Source organism: Microbispora sp. NPDC049125, from assembly GCF_040802045.1.
Taxonomy (GTDB): domain Bacteria; phylum Actinomycetota; class Actinomycetes; order Streptosporangiales; family Streptosporangiaceae; genus Microbispora.
In genome coordinates, this window is sequence record NZ_JBEZDW010000042.1 from 39,066 (window position 1) to 57,017 (window position 17,952).

16 protein-coding genes and 1 pseudogene are annotated in these 17,952 nt (G+C 71.4%); 9 read left to right on the forward strand and 8 right to left on the reverse strand.

Annotated elements, in window-relative coordinates:
• Positions 1 to 180: 180 nt before the first annotated feature.
• Both AB0B72_RS33960 and AB0B72_RS33965 read left to right on the forward strand, forming a co-directional pair.
• Positions 181 to 768 (forward strand): D-glycero-alpha-D-manno-heptose-1,7-bisphosphate 7-phosphatase, encoded by a 588-nt coding sequence (locus AB0B72_RS33960; protein ID WP_367743468.1) that lies wholly within the window; start codon positions 181 to 183, stop codon positions 766 to 768.
• Between the two features lie 65 nt (positions 769 to 833).
• Positions 834 to 1,793, forward strand: a complete 960-nt coding sequence (locus tag AB0B72_RS33965; RefSeq protein WP_367743470.1) for a glycosyltransferase — start codon at positions 834 to 836, stop codon at positions 1,791 to 1,793.
• 70 nt (positions 1,794 to 1,863) lie between these two features.
• On the opposite strand, the gene AB0B72_RS33970 is transcribed toward AB0B72_RS33965, so the two are convergent.
• Together AB0B72_RS33970 and AB0B72_RS33975 are read right to left on the reverse strand one after the other, a co-directional pair.
• Positions 1,864 to 2,235, reverse strand: a complete 372-nt coding sequence (locus AB0B72_RS33970) for a DoxX family protein (protein WP_367743471.1) — start codon at positions 2,233 to 2,235, stop codon at positions 1,864 to 1,866.
• Positions 2,232 to 2,732 (reverse strand): ester cyclase, encoded by a 501-nt coding sequence (locus AB0B72_RS33975; protein WP_367743472.1) that lies wholly within the window; start codon positions 2,730 to 2,732, stop codon positions 2,232 to 2,234. Before AB0B72_RS33975 ends, AB0B72_RS33970 begins: the two co-directional genes overlap by 4 nt.
• Before the next feature lie 285 nt (positions 2,733 to 3,017).
• Here AB0B72_RS33975 and AB0B72_RS33980 point away from each other — a divergent pair, with 285 nt between their 5' ends.
• Both AB0B72_RS33980 and AB0B72_RS33985 read left to right on the forward strand, forming a co-directional pair.
• Complete coding sequence (locus AB0B72_RS33980; protein WP_367743474.1) at positions 3,018 to 3,539, forward strand: DUF6789 family protein; 522 nt, start codon at positions 3,018 to 3,020, stop codon at positions 3,537 to 3,539.
• Positions 3,540 to 3,638: 99 nt separating this feature from the next.
• Complete coding sequence (locus tag AB0B72_RS33985; RefSeq protein ID WP_367743475.1) at positions 3,639 to 5,042, forward strand: sensor histidine kinase; 1,404 nt, start codon at positions 3,639 to 3,641, stop codon at positions 5,040 to 5,042.
• 14 nt (positions 5,043 to 5,056) lie between these two features.
• Here the strand turns inward: AB0B72_RS33985 and egtD are convergent, their stop codons facing one another.
• The 4 genes from egtD to AB0B72_RS34005 are packed head-to-tail and all read right to left on the reverse strand — an operon-like array spanning position 5,057 to position 9,286.
• Positions 5,057 to 6,034: an L-histidine N(alpha)-methyltransferase gene (egtD, locus tag AB0B72_RS33990; RefSeq protein WP_367743476.1), complete on the reverse strand. Its 978-nt coding sequence runs from the start codon at positions 6,032 to 6,034 to the stop codon at positions 5,057 to 5,059.
• A gap of 10 nt (positions 6,035 to 6,044) precedes the next feature.
• A complete protein-coding gene (gene egtC / locus AB0B72_RS33995) occupies positions 6,045 to 6,752 on the reverse strand; it encodes an ergothioneine biosynthesis protein EgtC (protein WP_367743478.1) in 708 nt (235 codons plus the stop codon).
• On the reverse strand, positions 6,753 to 8,060 hold the full coding sequence (egtB, locus tag AB0B72_RS34000) for an ergothioneine biosynthesis protein EgtB (protein ID WP_367743480.1): 1,308 nt from the start codon (positions 8,058 to 8,060) through the stop codon (positions 6,753 to 6,755).
• On the reverse strand, positions 8,057 to 9,286 hold the full coding sequence (locus tag AB0B72_RS34005) for a glutamate-cysteine ligase family protein (RefSeq protein ID WP_367743481.1): 1,230 nt from the start codon (positions 9,284 to 9,286) through the stop codon (positions 8,057 to 8,059). The genes egtB and AB0B72_RS34005 overlap by 4 nt, the downstream gene beginning before the upstream one ends.
• A 330-nt stretch (positions 9,287 to 9,616) precedes the next feature.
• Here AB0B72_RS34005 and dapD point away from each other — a divergent pair, with 330 nt between their 5' ends.
• Positions 9,617 to 10,582, forward strand: coding sequence for a 2,3,4,5-tetrahydropyridine-2,6-dicarboxylate N-succinyltransferase (gene dapD / locus AB0B72_RS34010; RefSeq protein ID WP_367743482.1), 966 nt, complete (start codon positions 9,617 to 9,619; stop codon positions 10,580 to 10,582).
• Between the two features lie 124 nt (positions 10,583 to 10,706).
• Positions 10,707 to 10,883 (forward strand): hypothetical protein, encoded by a 177-nt coding sequence (locus AB0B72_RS34015; protein WP_367743483.1) that lies wholly within the window; start codon positions 10,707 to 10,709, stop codon positions 10,881 to 10,883.
• 150 nt (positions 10,884 to 11,033) lie between these two features.
• Here AB0B72_RS34015 and AB0B72_RS34020 read toward each other — a convergent pair whose 3' ends face one another.
• The gene (locus AB0B72_RS34020) at positions 11,034 to 12,875 is read right to left on the reverse strand and encodes a glycoside hydrolase family 6 protein (RefSeq protein ID WP_367743484.1); all 1,842 of its coding nucleotides are present in this window, start codon (positions 12,873 to 12,875) and stop codon (positions 11,034 to 11,036) included.
• 539 nt (positions 12,876 to 13,414) lie between these two features.
• Here AB0B72_RS34020 and AB0B72_RS34025 point away from each other — a divergent pair.
• The 3 genes from AB0B72_RS34025 (at position 13,415) to AB0B72_RS34035 (ending at position 17,155) form a co-directional block, all read left to right on the forward strand.
• Positions 13,415 to 14,392, forward strand: a complete 978-nt coding sequence (locus tag AB0B72_RS34025) for a malate dehydrogenase (RefSeq protein WP_367743485.1) — start codon at positions 13,415 to 13,417, stop codon at positions 14,390 to 14,392.
• Positions 14,393 to 14,598: 206 nt separating this feature from the next.
• Positions 14,599 to 16,017 (forward strand): NAD(P)/FAD-dependent oxidoreductase, encoded by a 1,419-nt coding sequence (locus AB0B72_RS34030; RefSeq protein ID WP_367743486.1) that lies wholly within the window; start codon positions 14,599 to 14,601, stop codon positions 16,015 to 16,017.
• A gap of 64 nt (positions 16,018 to 16,081) precedes the next feature.
• On the forward strand, positions 16,082 to 17,155 hold the full coding sequence (locus AB0B72_RS34035) for a hypothetical protein (protein ID WP_367743487.1): 1,074 nt from the start codon (positions 16,082 to 16,084) through the stop codon (positions 17,153 to 17,155).
• 60 nt (positions 17,156 to 17,215) lie between these two features.
• On the opposite strand, the pseudogene AB0B72_RS34040 reads toward AB0B72_RS34035, so the two are convergent.
• A pseudogene (locus tag AB0B72_RS34040) lies at positions 17,216 to 17,707 on the reverse strand (DUF998 domain-containing protein); the annotation flags it as partial.
• Positions 17,708 to 17,952 lie beyond the last annotated feature (245 nt).

A 17,952-nucleotide genomic window follows, 5' to 3' on the forward strand; every position in this document is an offset into this window, starting at 1 on the left:
TGCGCAGTGGGGGTCTGGTTACCGAGAGAAGCGCTTCTAAACGCCGCTTTGCGGAGAACTCGACGTGAGCGGGAGAGGGACACAACCATCGTCACTCTGTGTAGTCATGCCCGGGGTTTGCCCTCGCCACGCCCGGGTAGCCGTTCGGCGATTCACCAGTACGCCGCGCAGGAGGCCGACGTGTCCCATCCTCACCGGCATGCCCATCCGCCCGCCGCGGTCCTGTTCGACCGCGACGGAACGCTGATCCACGACGTTCCGTACAACGGCGACCCGAGCCTCGTGGAGCCGGTGCCGGGGGCCCGTGAGGCGCTTGACCGGCTCCGCCGGGCCGGCGTGCCGCTGGGGGTGGTGAGCAACCAGTCCGGCATCGCCAAGGGCCTCATCAGCCAGGAGGCGCTCAGCGAGGTGAACGCCCGGGTGGAGGAGCTGCTCGGCCCGTTCGACGTGTGGGCGGTGTGCCCGCACGACGAGGCGGACGGCTGCTACTGCCGCAAACCCGCCCCCGGCCTGGTGCTGTGGGCGGCGCGCACGCTCGGCGTCGATCCGGCCGACTGCGTGGTGATCGGCGACATCGGCCGCGACGTGGAGGCGGCGCGGGTCGCCGGAGCGCGGGGCATCCTCGTGCCGACCCCGGTGACGCGGCACGCCGAGGTGGCGGCGGCCTGCGAGGTGGCCGCCGACATAGGCCGCGCGGCGGAAATGGCACTGGAGGGATTTCGGCCCGGCGGCGGGGATGAATTCGCCGCCATCCGGGCAGAGGGGTGAGGCGCCCGCGGGGAGAGGGGCGCCTGAGGCGGAAGACGACTTGATGGACGGGGAGCGATGAGGCGATGAGGATCCTGGTCTGGCATGTCCACGGCTCGTGGACCACCTCGTTCGTGCAGGGGGAGCACGACTACCTGGTGCCGCTCACGCCCGACCGCGGCGAAGACGGGCGCGGGCGCGCCCGCACCTACCCGTGGCCAGAAAGCGTGGTGGAGGTCCCGCACGACCGGTTGCGCGACGAGCACGTCGACGTCGTCGTCTACCAGCGGCCCCACGAGCTCGACCTGGCCCGCGAGTGGCTCGGCCGGAGCGTCCCGGGCGTCTACGTCGAGCACAACACGCCGGCGGGGGACGTGCCGAAGACCCGTCACCCGCTGGCCGACCGGGACGACATCCCCTTGGTCCACGTCACGCACTTCAACGACCTGTTCTGGGACTCTGGGAAGGCCCCGACCCACGTGATCGAGCACGGGGTGCTCGACCCCGGCCACGTCTACACCGGGGAGCTGGCGCGGGCCGGCGTCGTCGTCAACGAGCCCGTCCGCCGGTGGCGGGTCGCGGGGACCGACCTGCTGCCCGCCTTCGCGACGGCGGCGCCGCTCGACGTGTTCGGCATGAAGGTCGCTGCCCTCGACGCGACGCTCGGCCTCGCCGGGCATCTCGGCACGTTCGAGGACCTGCCGCAGGCGCAGATGCACACCGCTCTCGCCCGGCGCCGGGTCTACCTGCATCCCTACCGGTGGACCTCGCTCGGCCTGTCGCTCATCGAGGCCATGATGATCGGCATGCCGGTGGTGGCGCTCGCCACCACCGAGGCCGTCGAGGCGGTGCCGCCGGAGGCGGGGGTCGTGTCGACCAAGGTGCCGACGCTGATGAAGGCGCTCGAACGGTACGCCGCCGACCCCGAGCTGGCCGCGCAGACCGGCAAGGCCGCGCGGGCCGCCGCGCTCGCCCGCTACGGCCTGGACCGGTTCCTGTCCGACTGGGAGCGCCTGCTCGGCGAGGTCGCCTCCACGGCGAGATGACCTGTCCAGCGGGGACCGCGGGAGCCGGTGACGTGCCGCCTGGCGGCGCCGGCGCACCGCCCTGGGGCGATCACCAGCCGTAGGGGCCGAATCGAGCCCAGGCGAGGAGCGCGATGATCACGAACAGGGTGGCGGTGACCGCCACCGCGGCCGGCTCTTTGCGGCGGATGTGCGTGCCTGCCGCCAAGGCCATCGTGACGGCCAGCCCGGTCGCGGCGATCGGCGTCAGGATGGGCGCGATTCCGGTCGCGGCCGGTGCGACGAGCCCGATCGCGCCGAGCAGCTCCACCACGCCGATGAACCGCACGGCCGCCTGGGAGAAGTCCAGCATCCACGGATATCTGCCGGTCAGCGCGTCTTTCGGCTGGAGAAGCTTTACCAGGCCCGACAGGGCGAACAGGGCGGCCAGGATCGCCTGCACGATCCACAGGAACACATTCATCGAGGGGTTTCCCCCGCGGTCGCCGATGCACCGCCACCGGGTTCTCCGCCGCCGGGGACCTGGAAGCCTCCGGGAATGCCGAGCTGCCGCATCAGCGAGGCGAGGTCGACGACCCCCCAGATCTCGGCGATTCGGCCGCCCGCGAGGCGGAAGATGAAGATCTCGCGGTACGTGACGGATCTGCCGGTCGGCGGGAGACCCAGGTACTCGCCCTGGTGCGTCCCGGTGACCGTGTTGCTGCAGACGACCTTGTCCCCTTCGGCGATCACGTCCTCGACCGCCACGTGAATGTCGGGGAACGCGCGAACGAGCACCTCCCACACGTACTTCAGCGCCTGCACCGCCGTCGCGCCGGTCGGCACCGGAGCGTGGAACAGCAGGTCCGGCTCGACGAGCTCGTCGATGGTCTTGGAGATGATCTCCGTGTCGCCGCTGTTGACGGCGTCGTGGAAGCGGCTCAGCGTCTCTTTGTTGCTTGTCACTTGGGCTGTCGTCATGTGGCTTCTCCTGGGTTCACGTCGCCTCATCGTCGTCCTGCCGGGCGGCGGGTGCGTCCGACCTCGGGCGTCTCCCGCGCTACCCCACCGGGTTCACCCGCCGGGTCGATCTACGACGCAGGGAGTAGCCGGCGATCGCCTGGACGAGTGGCCGCGTGCCTGTGATGTGCGCCGAGAGCGCCGAATCTGGGCATCTGCGCTGGTAGACGGCATGCTGTGATTGTTTACCGAGAACGGGGCAGTCCGGGGGCACACGAACCGGCCCTTGCGGGAAAAGCCATCAGCATGATGCGCAATGTGGTGAACGGCGCCGTCGGGGGCGCGCTCGCGACGGCCGTGTACAGCGCCGTACTGATGGCGGGCGACAGGGCGGGGCTGATCCGGGAGAAGCCGCCACGGCGGGTGGCGAGGACGGTGATGTCGGGCCGGAGCTCCCGGCCGGTCCCGGGTGAGAACATCGTCGGCACGATCGCCCACTACGCGTTCGGCGCGGGCTGCGGATCGGTGCTGGGGCTGCTGTCCGCCGGGCAGCGGCTGCCCGCTCCGATCGGCGCGGCGTACGGCCTGGTCGTGTGGTACCTGGGCCACCAGGGGCTGGCCCCGGCTGTCGGCGCCTACCCGCCCGCCTCGCGGGACAGCCGCGGCAGGCAGGCCGTCCTCGTCGCCGGCCACCTGGTCTGGGGCACGTCCCTCGCCATCGCGCTCAACCGGCTCCGGATCGAGAAGATGGCGGTGGGCACCGGCCAGCCGGCACGGGACGTCCGGCGGCACAGGACCCCGTCCCCACAGCCGGTGCACGCCTTCTGACAAAGCGCCAGTCAAGAATTCGCCGCCATCCAGTCATAACAATCACCACAAACCACGCATATCGTCATCAAACGGACGCTGTGGCATACAATTCCCCGGGTGGAGGTGAAAAACGCCGCAGAGGAGGAGGGGACCATGGCCGCCGGTCGACCGCCGTTCCCGTGGCCTCCGCGCTCGATCCGGTCCCGCTCCACGCTGTTGTCGGCGTTCATGCTGCTGATCCTGCTCACACTGATCGGCATGGGCGCCGACTACGCCATCAGAACCAAGATCCAGGATCACTTCGCCATCGAGACGCAGAAGACGGCGACCGACTGGATCGCGAGGATGCGGCCCGGCGCGTCCCTCGATCCACCCCCCTCCATGGGCGTGCTCCAGCTCGTCGACTCTCAGGGAAGGGTGGTGGCGGCGAACGCCAAGGGAGCGGCCCTGCCGCCACTGAGCCCGGCCCTGCCGCCCCCCTCCGACCGGTTCCAGTTCCTGACGCGGTGCACGCCCCGCGACGGATGCGTCATGTTCACGGCCGTCCGGGTCCCTCCGCTGGCGACCCGTCTGATCTGGGACGGCGAGCCCCACGCCGTCTACGCCGGACGTTCGCTGCCGTCGGTCCTGGCCGGCCACGACCTGGATGTGTCCATCGGCGCCGCGGTGCTCCTCCTGACCGGTCTGTGCACCTGGGCCAACTGGGTCGTGGTCGGCCGGACCCTGCGCCCGGTGACCGCCATCCGCACCAAGATGTCCCAGATCAGCGTGAGCGACCTCAGCCTGCGCGTGCCGCAGCCGCCCGGGGACGACGAGATCGCCCAGCTCGCCCGCACGGCGAACGAGACCCTCGACCGGCTGGACAAGGCGGTCGGGCACCAGCGCCACTTCGTGTCGGTCGTCTCCCACGAGATCAAGTCGCCTCTCGCCGGCCTGCGCGCCCAGCTCGAAGAGGCGATGCTCTACCCCGACGACGTCGACGCCCGCGAGACCGTCCGCTCCGCGCTGGACGTCACCGACCGGATGCAGGCGATCATCGACGACCTCCTGGCGATGGCCCGGATCGGCGCCGCCACCGCGACCGCGCCCGAGCCGGTCGACCTGGGCGCGCTGGTGCTGGAGGAGGCGGCCGGCACCCGTGGCGTGCCGGTGGAGGCGCACGCCAGTGGTGATCTCAAGGTCCTCGGCAACCGGGTGCAGCTCATCGGCGTGCTGACCAACCTCCTGGTCAACGCGCAGCGCCACGCGCACACCGGCGTGCGGGTCATCGCCGAGCCCGTGGACGGCCAGGCCGTGGTGACGGTGCTCGACGACGGCGACGGCATCGCCCCCGAAGACCGCGAGCGCGTCTTCGAGCCCTTCGTACGGCTCTGCGACGGCCACCGCCGCGACCCCAAGGGCACCGGTCTCGGCCTGGCCATCTCCCGCGCCATCGTCACCGCCCATCAGGGCAGCCTGCGCGTCGAGGACTCCCCCAAGGGCGCCCGCTTCGTCGTCCGCCTCCCCCTCTCCACGGTCTGACCCGGCTGGGCGCCTCAGGCTCTCGCGGAGGGGCGGGGCGAGGCCAGGGTGAGCGCGAAGTCGCCCGCGGGGTCGGTGAGCCAGCGGGTGACCGAGAAGCCCGCCTTGGCCAGCTCGTCCGCGACGCCCTCGTGGCGGAACTTGGCGCTGATCTCCGTGCGCATCTCCTCGCCGTCGTCGAAGGAGATGTCCAGGCCGAGCGCGCGGATCCCGACCCGCATGGGCCGGGTGGCCCGCAGGCGCATCTCGATCCACTCGTTGTCCTCGTCGTACAGGGCGACGTGCTGGAACGCCTCGGGCGGGAAGTCCGCGTCCAGCTCCCGGTTGATGACATGCAGGACGTTGCGGTTGAACGCCGCCGTCACGCCCAGGGCGTCGTCGTACGCGGCCACGAGGCGGCCGCGGTCCTTCACGAGGTCGGTGCCGAGCAGCAGCGTGTCCCCCGGGCGCAGGGTGGCGCGCAGTTCCTTGAGGAAGACCTCCCTGGCCGCGGGAGGGAGGTTGCCGATGGTCCCGCCGAGGAAGGCGACCAGCCGGCGGCCCGTCCTGGGCAGCAGCGACAGATGGCGCTCGAAGTCGGCGCGGACCGGCCGTACGTCCAGCCGCGGATAGCGGGCGGCGAGGCGGGCGGCGGCGGCCTCCAGCGTGACGGCGTCGACGTCGACGGGCGTGTAGGCCCGTAACGTCCCCATGGCCGCGAGCGCGTCGAGCAGCAGCACGGTCTTCTCGCTGGTGCCCGAGCCCAGCTCGACCAGGGTGTCGGCCCGGCTCAGTCGCGCGATCTCGATGGCGTGGCGGCGCAGGATGTCGAGCTCGCGGCGGGTGGGGTAGTACTCGGCGAGCCGGGTGATCTCGGAGAACAGCTCGCTGCCCGCCGCGTCGTAGAACCATTTCGGGGGCAGCCACTTGGGCGACGAGGTGAGCCCGGTGCGGACGTCCTGCTCCAGGGCCTGTCGCAGGTAGGCGCCGTCGAGGTGGTCGGTCACTGTCATGGGTCGCTCCTCAGTCGATGGGTGTCACGAGCACTCCGTCGGGAGACGCGAGAAGGAGAGTGCGGTCGGGGACGGCCTGCCACCCGGGCCGGTCGTCCAGCGGCTCGCTGGCGACGAGCACCCCCTCGGCGAGATGGGTGAAGAGGGTGTCGCCCCAGGCGACGGCGGCGAGCCGGTCGCCGCCGGTGACGAGCAGGTTGAGCCGGGCCTCGGGATCCTCCTTCCCAGCCCGGCCGACCACCGAGGTCAGGGCCTCGCCGAGGGGGTCGCCGGCACGCAGCCGGGCGAACACGGCCGAGGCGAGCCAGGCCGAGTCGCACAGGCTCTGCGGATCGGACGCCATCTCCCGGACCGCCTCCCGGCGCACCCGGCCGTTGTGGCTGAGCAGCCACCGTCCGTCGGCGAACGGCGCCGTGGCGGTCTCCTCGATGGGCATGCCGACGGTGGCCGACCGTACGGCCGCCATCAGGCACGCCGACCGCGCCACCTCGGCGAGGGCGGGCAGGTTCGCGTCGGCCCAGATGGGGATCGCCCGGCGGTAGCGGACCGGCTCCTCGCGCGCCCCGTCGTACCACCCGATGCCGAAGCCGTCTGCGTTGACGGCCCCGTAACGCTGCATCCGGGGCGCGTACGACTGGCGGAGCAGGCCGTGCTCCGGCTCGGAGACCAGCGAGGAGACAGGCCGGACCGGTCCCAGCCAGGCCGCGTGGCGGCACATTCACTCCTCCGATCGGGCGCAGCGGAAGCCGGCGAAGATCTGGCGCCGGATCGGGTAGTCCCAGTTTCGGAAGGTCGTCCGGACGGCAGAGGGGTGGGTGGCCCAGGAGCCGCCGCGCAGCACCCGGTAGCTCTCCCCGAAGAAGACCTCGCTGTACTCCTTGTACGGGAAGCTCCGGAACCCCGGATAGGGCTGGAACCAGGAGTCGGTCCACTCCCACACGTCGCCGACGAGCTGCTCGACGCCGTACGGGCCGGCCCCCGCGGGGAACGCCCCGATCGGCGCCGGCCGGGCCGCCCGGTGGCCCAGGTTGGCCTGGTCGAGAGCCGGTTCGCCGTCGCCCCACGGGTAGGTGTGGCCGCCGCAGGCCTTCTCCCACTCCGCCTCGGTCGGCAGCCGCTTGCCCGCCCACCGGGCGTAGGCGTCGGCCTCGTACCAGGAGACGTGCTGCACCGGCTCGTCCAGCGGCACGGGCTCCTCGCGGCCGAACCGGATCCGCCACCAGGCGTCCCCGTCCTTCGTCCAGAACAGGGGCGCCTCGACGCCGGTGCGCTCAACCCACTCCCAGCCCTGGGGCAGCCACCACCGTGGCTCGCGGTATCCGCCGTCGTCGACGAACGCGGCGTACGCGCCGTTGGTCACGGGGAACCGGTCGATCCAGTAGCTCGGGAGGAACCTGCGGTGGGCCGGCCGCTCGTTGTCGTACGCCCAGGGATGCGAGCTGGTGCCCATGGTGAAGATCCCGCCGGGGATGAAGACCTCGGCGGGGGCCGAGGCGAGATGCGGCGATCGGCCGGGCGGCAGCTCGCCCTCGCGGATCAGGCCCGGCTGCCGCGAGAGCTGCAGGGTGGCGAGCATGGTCTCGTCGTGCTGGTGCTCGTGCTGCAGGACGAGACCGAACACGAAGCCCCCGGCCCGCAGCGGGTCCCGGTCGTCGAAGTCCGCCGCGTCGAGCACGTCGAGGACCCGGCCGCGTACGCCGGAGATGTAGCGCCTGGCCTCGCCGGGGCCGAGGAGCGGCAGGGAGGGCCGGTCCCGGCGCGGGTACTTGAACGCGTCGTAGAGCTCGTCGATCTCCGGGCGCAGCGGGGTGATCCCGCCCACCTCACGCAGGACCCACAGCTCCTCGTAGTTGCCTACATGGGCCAGGTCCCACACCAGCGGCGACATCAGCGGCGAGTGCTGGCTGACGAGCATCTCGTCGTCCAGGTCGGTGTACGACAGGGATCGGTCCCGTACGGCGGCGAGCTCCGCCGCGATCCTCTCCTTCAGGACGGTCACGTCTCGCAGATCGCGCAGTTCGGTCACGCGAACATCTCCTCCATCAGATCGGCGGCCGGCGAACGGCCGGGTTCGATGTGCCGGGAGGCGAAGGCGGAGACCCGGCCGACCAGCCAGGGCTCGGCACCCAGCCGGGGCAGCGCCTCGGCCGCCGCCAGGAAGCAGGCGCGGGCCGCCCGCCGCAGGGCGGGGTCGGCCAGCCCGAGGCGGGCGGCGTCCTCCCATCGGCCGATCACCGGCTCCGCCGCCGCCATGGCGGCCGAGCCGGCGCGGTCGTCGGTGACGAGGGCGTGGACGACGGCGGCGCAGACGGGCCAGTCGTCCGGCCCCTGGGCGTCGAGATAGCGGATCTCCAGCCAGCCGCGGGGCCGTACGGGCGGGAAGAGCGTGGTGGCGTGGTAGGCCAGGTCGGCCTCCTCCGGCTCCCGCCCGGCCACCCGGGCGAAGTCGCGGAACGCGGCGCGGCCGGGCACGGGCCGGAAGCCGTCGCCGTCCTGCCTGGTCATCATGAGGCGGGCGTCGAGCAGGTAACGCGCCCAGTCGGCGGCCGGGTCGCCGCCCGCGTCCACCGGGGCGGTCCTGCTGGGGTCGAGGTGGCTCCAGACCTCCTGGCGGCCGGACATCCATCCCTCGGCCGGCGAGTTGGCGAAGGCCGCCACGAGCACCGGGCCGAGCGCGTGGGCCCGCCGCCATCGGGCCACCGGGTCGTCGCCGAAGTCGAGGTTCACCTGGATGGACGCGGTCGAGCACATCATGGCCGCCCCGTACGGAGTGCCGAGGAAGGCCGCCATCGCGTCGTACCGGGGCTCGTGAAGCTGGCGGACGGGGGGCCTCAGGTGGTCGAGACCGGTCGAGCCGAGGACCAGGCCCGCCCCGCCCAGTGCCCGCCGTACGACACCGACGTCGGCGACCAGACGCGCGACGGCGGCCGGCAGGACCTCCGGCGGCGCGGACAGCTCCAGCTGCCCGCCGGGCTCGAACGTGACGCGGCTGTCCCCGGGTAAGGGCGGGAGCAGGGCGGCGATCCGCTCGACGGGCACCGGCCGGGTGGGAGCCTCCGCGTCGTAAACCAGGAACTCCAGCTCCACGCCCAGCCGGTCGGAGGTGACCCCCCGGAAACACCGCTGGGCATACGCCTGCACGTCGATCATTCGCCCCTCCATCGGCGTGTACGCGGGCGGCTGTTCCGCCGCCCGCCCGCCGGTTCCGAGATCCCCCCGCAGGCTCCGGCCGTCGTCACCGAGGCGCGCCACCTGGCCGATCCTGGTTGCGGGCGAGATCGAGGACACGGCCGTGCCGGGATGATGTTGTCCCCGCAATCTTCACGTTTAACCAGTCAACATGAAAAACCTACTGATCGGGCATGAAAGCTAGACATTTCCGGATAGGGGGTCAGAGATCGATCCGCCTCACGGTCAACTCGCCTGTCAGACCCCGGTGAAGCGGCACGGAGGGGCGGCGGAGTGGGCGCGGGTCCCAAGCCGGACGGGACGGCGGGCCGGCGCGGAAGGCCCTTGACCGGGCGGCGCCGTGGGTGCGGACCGGGGCGGCGTCTTCCTCCGGGGAGGATAACCTTTGGGGACATGACAGCCATCGACCCCACGACCTCGGGCGCGCACGGCATCGGCCTGGCGACGATCGCCTCCGACGGCACGGTCCTCGACACCTGGTTTCCCTCTCCCGAGCTCGGGGAGCCCGCCGCGGCGGGCACCGAGCGGCTCGCCGCCGGCCTCGACGAGGAGCTGGCGGCGCTGACCGGGCCCGACCCCGCCCGCGGGGTGGAGGTCGTCGCGGTGCGCACGGGCATCGCTCGCCTGTCGGACCCGCCCGTGGACGCCCACGACGTGTACCTCCGGCTGCACCTGCTGTCCGCCCGGCTGGTCCGGCCGCACGGGCTGAACCTCGACGGGATCTTCGGCCTGCTGGCCAACGTCGTGTGGACCAACCACGGGCCGTGCCGGGTGGAGGGCTTCGAGGAGGTGCGGCTGCGGCTGCGCGCCCGTGGCCCGGTGACGGTCTACGGCGTCGACAAGTTCCCCCGGATGGTCGACTACGTGCTGCCCGCGGGGGTGCGGATCGCCGACGCCGACCGCGTACGGCTCGGCGCTCACCTGGCGAGCGGCACCACCGTCATGCACGAGGGCTTCGTCAACTACAACGCGGGCACGCTCGGCGTCTCGATGGTGGAGGGCCGCATCTCCGCCGGCGTCGTCGTGGGCGACGGGTCCGACGTGGGCGGCGGCGCCTCGATCATGGGCACGCTGTCCGGAGGCGGCAAGGAGGTCGTCTCGGTGGGCGAGCGGTGCCTGCTCGGGGCCAACTCGGGGATCGGCATCTCCCTTGGCGACGACTGCGTGGTGGAGGCCGGGCTGTACGTCACGGCCGGGACCAAGGTCGTCATGCCCGACGGCGCCGTGGTGAAGGCCCGCGAGCTGTCCGGAAAGTCAGGGCTCCTGCTTCGCCGCAACTCCACGAACGGCACGGTCGAGGCCGTCGCCAGGGACGGCAGGGGCATCGAGCTCAACGCCGCCCTGCACGCCAACGACTGAATAGCCCTGTGTCAGGCCGCTCCGCACACCGGCCCTCACCGCACCCTGAGATGTCCCTGATACGGCCCTGAACTTGGCCGTCCTCCCTGGTAGCGCGGGGCGGACGGCCCGTACCGTGAAGGGCATGGGACGAATTCTCCTCATCGCGGCACTCGTCATCGTCGGGTTCTTCGTGCTCGGCTCGGTGATCGGCCTCATCTTCGGCGCGCTGAAGTGGCTGCTGATCATCGGCGCCCTCGCGCTGATCGTGTCGGTCGTGCTCAAGCTGACCCGATCCGGCCGTTCCGATCACTACGCCTGACCCGATGCCACCGCCTCCGGCGCCTAGCAGGACCGGCGCCAGGCACGACCGGACAACCAGAGCGACCAACAAGAACAGGGACGGGCCCTGCCGCCGGTGGCGGCAGGGCCCGTTTCCTTCATGCCGTGCGGTGATGCTTGTGGTGCGGTCTTACGAGAGCGGCGGGTACGCGTTCTGCATGAGCTGCTGGAACTGCGCGGAGAACCACTTGCCCGACAGTGGGGCGTTGGGCAGAGCGTGGGTCGGGTTGTTGCCGTTCAGGCTGTTGCCGTTGTACGCCGGGTCGCACATCGGGTCGGCGCCCTTGCCCTCGTCGTTCGGGATCTGCTCGCTCGCGCCGTCGGACTCACCCGGAGGCTTGATCCAGACATAGGCGTCGAAGCCCGCGGCCGGGTTGGCCCTGGGACGCTCGCCGAGGCCGGCACCGGACTGGTTGCACCAGTTGCCGGCGTGGTTACGGCGGTCGATCTTCGACTCGTTGACGAAGGTGTCGACATTGGTGGAGGTGCTGGGCCCGCTCGGCCGGGCCGAACCGCCCCAGCCGTTGCGGGAGGTGTCGATCAGCATGCCCAGGCCGGACCTGAAGCCCTTGGCGACCAGCGCGTTGCGCAGGGCCGTGGCGAAGGACTGCTCGTCGACGTAGTAGTTCCAGTCGACCCACTTCGACTGCCGCACCGACTGGCCGCCCACGGTCGTGTTGATCGTGAAGTACGGCTCGGTGACGGCCGAGTAGTTGGCGGTGTTGACGATGAAGCCGTCCACACTGTCGACTCCGGCCGTGGTTCCGGTGGCCATCGAGTAGAACATGTTCACGGCCGGGTTGAAGTTAGAGTCCCAGCCGAGCCAGGCGTGGTGCGCCGCGTCGATGTAGGTGTAGACGTTCTTCATCGCGTGCAGCTTGTTCAGGGCGTACTGGACACCCTGGATGTAGGCGCCGCTGGACTGCGCCTCCTGGCACTTGGGGAAGCTGTTCGTGTTCGTGATCAGGTTGGGCAGCGAGTCGGGCTCGATGATCGTGACGATCCGCAGGTTGGAGTACTTGGAGTCCGCCATGATGCCGGCGATCACGTCGATGTACTCGCTCTTGTACCGGTTGAGACCGTTCTGCGCGATGAGCAGCTCACCGTTGGAGGCGAGCGCCGAGCAGTCGCGGTTGGGAAGGTCGTAGATGACGACCTCGACCGTCAGCGGGGCGGAGCCGTTGGCCGCGTCCTGCGTGACGGCCGCGTCCAGGTGCGCCTTGAGGCCCATGGAGCTCGAGCTGCCCGCGATGGCCGCGATGCGGTCCAGCCAGATGGCGGTCGAGGTGTTGGCGACCCTCGACCCGCCCGGCTCGGCCTGGGCCCTGGCCTTCCACTCGGGGTTCACGTAGCCCGTCGCGCCGGCGTAGGGGTTGTCCACGTGGACACCCGGCTGAGGCGTCCCCGACGGAGACGGCGACGGCGACGGCGAAGGCGACGGAGACGGAGACGGAGAGGGCGAGGGGGAAGGAGATGGAGACGGAGAGGGCGACGGAGACGGCGACGGCGACGGCGACGGGCTCTGCGTCGGGCCGGGGCCGTTGCAGGTGACGCCGTTCAGCTTGAAGGCGGTCGGTGACGGGTTGCTGCCCGACCAGGCGCCGTTGAAGCCGAGGTTCACCGATGCCCCGGTGGCCAGCGACTTGTTCCAGTCCAGGTTCGCCGCCGTAACATTGCTGCCCGACTGGCTCCAGTTGGCCGACCATCCCTGGCTGACCTTCTGGCTGCTGTTGGGGAAAGTGAACGCGAGGGACCACCCGTTGACCGGGTCGCCCAGGTTCTGGAGGGTGACGTTGGCGGTGAAGCCGCCCTGCCACTGATTGACGTCATAGACGACTTTGCACGAGACCGCGGCGCTCGCCGATGTGGCGGCGGCCACGGCCATCGTGGAGCCGAGCGCGAGCACGGCCGCCGCGACCGTGCCGCGGCGCACCAGGGAGCGCGCGGCTCCGGCTCGGGGGGTGGATCTCATTGCGAAGGTCCTCCTGGCGATGATGATTGCGCTTGGGAGCGCTCCCACAGACCATAGGCATGACCTCTGGCGCCGTACAGGGACAGGTCAAGAGGCAACTTCGCCTGGATCTTCCCAGGTACGCCGCTCCCCCCTCCGAGCAGCGCTTCCGTCGCCGTGTTACGGCCGGGTACCCGTGGTTGTTTCGTGAAAGTTTCACCGCGAATCATCGGAAACGCCTTTTCTTGATCTTCATTCCGCCCTCTCGAGGCTGCGCGAAATTACGGGCGCCACCCCGCTTTCATCCCCTCCGACGTGCGCATGGACGCGTTAACATCCGATGACTCGTGGCGGCTTCGCCCGTCTCACGTCCCGGCCGCCCTGACTCTCGGCGCCGGAAGGCGTGGCCGCCTAAACGGACGGCTTCACCGGGCAACGGCGGCTCCACCGACACCGCCGGGGCCGCCGATGACCGCCGGCACCACGCCCGGCCGGTCCGCGATCCGGGGGCCCTGGCGGGTAACATCCGTAAGTCACACATATCTCGAATGGGGACCGTCATGACCGTCAAAGTGACCGTGACCGGCGCGGCCGGCCAGATCGGTTACGCGCTGCTCTTCCGCATCGCCTCTGGCCAGCTGCTGGGGACGGACACCCCCGTCACGCTGAGCCTGCTCGAGATCCCGCAGGCGGTGAAGGCGGCCGAGGGCACCGCGATGGAGCTGGACGACTGCGCGTTCCCGCTGCTGCGGGGCATCGAGATCTCCGACGACCCGGCACAGGCCTTCGACGGCGCGAACGTCGCCCTGCTCGTCGGCGCCCGCCCCCGCACGGCGGGAATGGAGCGCGGCGACCTGCTCGAGGCCAACGGCGGCATCTTCGGCCCTCAGGGCAGGGCCATCAACGAGCACGCGGCCGACGACATCCGCGTGCTGGTCGTGGGCAACCCGGCCAACACCAACGCCCTCATCGCCAGGTCGGCCGCCCCGGACGTCCCGGCGGACCGGTTCACCGCGATGACCCGGCTCGACCACAACCGCGCCCTGTCCCAGCTCGCGGCCAAGCTCCAGGTCCCGGTCGCGGAGATCAGCAAGCTGACGATCTGGGGCAACCACTCGGCCACCCAGTACCCGGACCTCTTCCACGCCGAGGTCGGCGGGAAGATCGCCGCCGAGCAGGTCGAGGAGGAGTGGCTGCGCGACACCTTCATCCCGACCGTGGCCAAGCGCGGCGCGGCGATCATCGAGGCGCGCGGCGCCTCCTCGGCCGCCTCCGCCGCCAACGCCGCCATCGACCACGTGCACGACTGGGTGCGCGGCACCCCCGAGGGCGACTGGACCTCCGCCGCCATCGTCTCCGACGGCTCCTACGGCGTGCCGGAGGGGCTCATCTCCTCCTTCCCCGTCGTGTCGAGGAACGGGTCGTGGGAGATCGTCCAGGGCCTGGAGATCGACGCGTTCTCGCGCGAGCGGATCGACCGCTCGGTGAACGAGCTGGTCGAGGAGCGCGACGCCGTACGGGCGCTCGGGCTGCTCTGAGCGGCGAACCCTGCTCTGACCGGCGTACCTTGCTCTGACCGGCGTACCTTGCTCTGAGCCGCGGATTCTGCTCTGACCCGCGTGCGCGGACAACGCCCGCCGTGCGGGCCGCCGGAAGGGACCGGTCCTCCGTGGGCCGGTCCCTTCCGCTGTCCGCAGGGGGTGCCGTCCCGTGCGGGACGCCCGCGCGTGGGCAGGTAAGGGGCATGGTCACAGACAGCAGGGGACACACTCCCTCGAACCACGGGGACGACTACGACATCGTGGTGCTCGGGATGGGCCCCGGCGGGGAGAACGTCGCGGGGCGGCTGGCGGAGGCGGGCCTCGACGTCGCGGGAGTCGAGGCCGGCCTGATCGGCGGCGAGTGCGCCTTCTGGGGCTGCGTGCCGTCCAAGATGATGATCCGCGCCGCCGGCCTCCTGGCCGAGGCGCGGCGCGTCCCGGGGATGGCGGGATCGGCCCGCGTGTCCCCCGACTGGGCGCCGGTGGCCCGCCGGGTCAGCGGTGAGGCCACCGACGGCTGGAACGACACGGCCAAGGCGGAGCTGTACGAGAGGAAGGGCGTCCACATCGTCCGCGGCCGCGGGAGGATCACCGGGCCGGGAGAGGTCACGGTGGACGGCCGGGTGCTGCGCGGACGGCGTGGCATCGTCATCGCCACCAGCACCGCGCCCGCGATCCCGCCCATCGACGGGCTGGCCGGCACGCCGTACTGGACCAACCGCGAGGCGGTCGCGGCCGAGCGGGTGCCGCCGTCACTGATCGTGCTGGGCGGCGGCGCCGTCGGATGCGAGTTCGCGCAGGTGTTCGCCAGGTTCGGCGCCGAGGTGACCGTGGTCGAGGGCGCCGCGCGCCTGCTGCCGCAGGAGGAGCCGGAGGCGGGCGAACTGCTGGCCCGCGTGTTCGCCGGGGAGGGCGTCGGCGTCCACACGGGGGTGACCGCCGCCAAGGCGGAGCACGACGGTGACGGCTTCGCGCTGTCCCTCGACGGCGGGCCGGTGCTCAAGGCGGCGAATCTCCTCGTCGCCACCGGCCGCCGCACCGATCTGGAGGCCGTGGGGGCCGCGGCCGCCGGTCTCGACGAGTCGGCCGCGTTCGTGGAGGTCGACGGCCGGATGAGGGCCGCCGAGGGGATCTGGGCGGTGGGCGACGTCACCGGCCGTGGCGCCTACACCCACGTCGCCGCCTATCAGGGCCGGATCGCCGCCCGCGACATTCTCGGGGAGGACGGGCCGGCCGCCGACTATCGCGCCGTCCCCCAGGTGACGTTCACCGACCCCGAGATCGCCTCGGTCGGGCTGACCGAGGAGCAGGCGCGCGACCGGGGCCTCGACGTCCGCGTGGGTTTCGCGCCCGTCGCGGAGTCGGCCCGCGGCTGGATCCACAAGGCGGGCAACGACGGCTTCGTCAAGCTGGTCGAGGACCGCCGCCGCGGCGTGCTCGCGGGCGCGGTCAGCGCCGGGCCTGCCGGGGGCGAGGTGCTCGGCTTACTCGTCGTCGCCGTGCAGAACGAGATCCCCGTGGCGCGGCTGCGGCACATGATGTACGCCTACCCCACCTTCCACCGCGCGGTCGAGGACGCCCTGGAAGCTCTCGGCCGTCCCGCGGCCGATGCCGACATGTAATCAACCGAAGCGCGGTGTGCCGGGTCTAATGCCTGACGACATAACGAGACAGATGGAGATCGTCATGCGGCACACGACCCCGTCCATGAAGGGACGGCTGGGAGGCCTCACCCTCGCGGCTCTGACGGCGGCGGGGGCGGCCACGGCCGTGCCCTCCCCCGCGCAGGCCGGCACTCAGGCCGGCGTTCAGGCCGGCGTTCAAGCTCGGGCGGGGGCCGGCACGCAGGCCCACGCGCGGGCCCACGGCTCCATCCGCTACGTCTCCGTCAAGGGGTGCGAGGACAAGGAGTCCGGTTCGATCCCCTGCGGATCCTGGCGGCTCGACCTCCACGACGGCACACATGTCACGCTGAAGGACGCGCAGGTGCGGGCGCACGACGCCAAGGGCAAGACCGTCCGCGCGGTCGCCGCGCCGATCACGGTCAGCGGGAACGGCGGGGCCGTCGCCTACTTCCGCCGCTCCGACGGCCGGATCGTCGTCCGCGAGACGCACGGCCCGGTGCACGTCATGCCGAAGAACGCGCTGCCGAAGGGCGTCGGCACGGACGAGGCCGACCTGCGGCTCTCCCAGGACGGCCGGCACCTGGCGGTCGAGTACACCGGCGACGACGCCGACTGGCGCGCCCGCGTCTTCGACGTCTCCAACCCCCGTGAGAACGGGGACATCCCCGCGGCCGACGAGATCGAGGGCTTCAGCGGCGACGGATCCGCCCTTCTGGTGACCAAGCTCGCCGGCGACAACACGACCGAGCTGATCGCCTACGACCTGCGCGGCGAGGAGATCGCCCGTGTCGTCCCTCCCCAGGTGGTGGCCAACAACCTCCCCCGCGCGCTGTCCTCCGACGACCGCACGGTCGCGTTCGTGACGGGGTCCGCCCGCAAGCCGGTGCTCAAGCTGTATGACATGGTCACCGACCAGGTCGTCGGCTCGGTGCGCTTCAAGCTCCCCGGCGGCACCCTGCCGGACATGGTGGACTGGACCGGTGACCACCAGGTGACCCTCCACATCATGGCCACCGGCGGGTCGGGAGACCACGTCACCGTCCTGGAGGTCGACACGGAGACCGGCGGGGTGAAGGTGCGAGACTCCTACAAGGTCCGGGCCGGAACGTTCACGTACGGAGCCTGCGGCGGCTGACGCGGCCATCGCGATCAGGGCGACCACGTCGGACACCACCGTCATGCGCTGGGTGAGCCCGGCCGGCACCAACCCCGGGTCGAGCCCCAGCGCCCCGCACACGTACGGCAGGACCACCAGGACGAGCGACCCCAGCGCGATCAAGCTGAACAGCCGGGCCAGGAGGGAACCGGTGCGCCGGTACAGCAGCAGGCCGCCCAGCGGCACGCTGAGGAAGGCGACGAACGCCGCGTAACGGTGGATGCCTCCGGACATGGACAACGACATGCCGGGGCGGTCGGTGGGGAACCCGGCGACCAGCAGCAGGCAGCAGCTCCACAGCCCGACCAGCAGCGCGGCACGCCGGTCGCGCCTCGCCAGCCCCACGGCGAGCGTGGCGGAGCCGGCGGCGACCAATGCCAGCGAGGCGGGCAGCAGCCAGCCGTGCGACGCGAAGGCGTACTCACTGATCATGTGCCTCAGCGGGTTGAGACCCGCCACGAGATGCAGGATCACCATCCCGCACATGCCCGCCGCCAATACGACATATCCAAGCAATATCCCCATGGCCATCACTGTGGCGGCGGGCTGGGAACCGTCCCATCGGAGATCTACCGGACCATGCCCTGAGGCGACCCCTAGGCCGCGCCTAGGTGCGATGCCCGATCATCTCGGCCGTCGTCCCCCAGGGACGTCAGGGCCGGCGGCATCTCGCGAAGCGGTCACGCCTCATCCATCAGGGCGTTCTTCCGCGCTTGTTCTTCCGCGCTTGTTCTTCCGGGCTGGTCGATCCGGCCCGGTCGGTCCGGGCTTGACGC

Excerpts from the sequence above, each read along its gene's own strand:
- AB0B72_RS33965 (WP_367743470.1), top strand. The coding sequence starts at position 834 with ATGAGGATCCTGGTCTGGCATGTCCACGGCTCGTGGACCACCTCGTTC.
- AB0B72_RS33970 (WP_367743471.1), bottom strand. The coding sequence starts at position 2,235 with ATGAATGTGTTCCTGTGGATCGTGCAGGCGATCCTGGCCGCCCTGTTC.
- AB0B72_RS33975 (WP_367743472.1), bottom strand. The coding sequence starts at position 2,732 with ATGACGACAGCCCAAGTGACAAGCAACAAAGAGACGCTGAGCCGCTTC.
- AB0B72_RS33980 (WP_367743474.1), top strand. The coding sequence starts at position 3,018 with ATGATGCGCAATGTGGTGAACGGCGCCGTCGGGGGCGCGCTCGCGACG.
- egtD (WP_367743476.1), bottom strand. The coding sequence starts at position 6,034 with ATGACAGTGACCGACCACCTCGACGGCGCCTACCTGCGACAGGCCCTG.
- egtC (WP_367743478.1), bottom strand. The coding sequence starts at position 6,752 with ATGTGCCGCCACGCGGCCTGGCTGGGACCGGTCCGGCCTGTCTCCTCG.
- dapD (WP_367743482.1), top strand. The coding sequence starts at position 9,617 with ATGACAGCCATCGACCCCACGACCTCGGGCGCGCACGGCATCGGCCTG.
- AB0B72_RS34015 (WP_367743483.1), top strand. The coding sequence starts at position 10,707 with ATGGGACGAATTCTCCTCATCGCGGCACTCGTCATCGTCGGGTTCTTC.
- AB0B72_RS34020 (WP_367743484.1), bottom strand. The coding sequence starts at position 12,875 with ATGAGATCCACCCCCCGAGCCGGAGCCGCGCGCTCCCTGGTGCGCCGC.
- AB0B72_RS34025 (WP_367743485.1), top strand. The coding sequence starts at position 13,415 with ATGACCGTCAAAGTGACCGTGACCGGCGCGGCCGGCCAGATCGGTTAC.
- AB0B72_RS34030 (WP_367743486.1), top strand. The coding sequence starts at position 14,599 with ATGGTCACAGACAGCAGGGGACACACTCCCTCGAACCACGGGGACGAC.
- AB0B72_RS34035 (WP_367743487.1), top strand. The coding sequence starts at position 16,082 with ATGCGGCACACGACCCCGTCCATGAAGGGACGGCTGGGAGGCCTCACC.